The following is a 512-nucleotide window of genomic DNA, read 5'->3' as shown; positions in this document are numbered from 1 at the left end:
GGGCACGTCTCCCACGTGTTACTCACCCGTCCGCCACTGACCAGCCGAAACCGGTCCGTGCGACTTGCATGTCTTAGGCATACCGCCAGCGTTCACCCTGAGCCAGGATCAAACTCTCCAGTGACAAAACGGCACTTTGGGCCGATTCGGTTTGAAGCAGTATCCCGAGCTTGGGATTTGGTGGCTTACTGACCCTCTCTTTTCAAGGTTCGTCTGCTCGAGGCTCGCCTGAGCAGCAACGGCTACTCTAGCAACCACCCTCAAAGCTGTCAACACCCTACCTCAAAAGGGGAAGCCGCATTCGGGCGCAATGACTTGTCCTGGCCACTTTTTTGCGCTCGAGCAGCGTGTTTTTAGGCTCCCCCACGAGCCCACACTTGACAAAGCGAGAGGCGGGGGGTAATCTACTCGTTGCGCTGTCTTGAGGACGGTGCGAGGACCTTGAAAGCGAGGGAGTCGAGAGAGTGCGATGAGCGCTGGTGCTTATCGACGGAAGCCGAGTTCTCAAGGCT

The 512-nt window shown here is 57.4% G+C and carries 1 rRNA gene; it reads right to left on the bottom strand.

The features are described from left to right. Positions 1 to 124: ribosomal RNA gene (locus Mrose_RS18520) — 16S ribosomal RNA — on the bottom strand; the annotation flags it as partial. Positions 125 to 512 lie beyond the last annotated feature (388 nt).

Origin of the sequence: Calidithermus roseus (assembly GCF_003574095.1) — a bacterium.
GTDB lineage: Bacteria > Deinococcota > Deinococci > Deinococcales > Thermaceae > Calidithermus > Calidithermus roseus.
The sequence above is the reverse complement of the archived record's forward strand: the minus strand, read 5'-3'. Positions and strand labels throughout refer to the sequence as shown.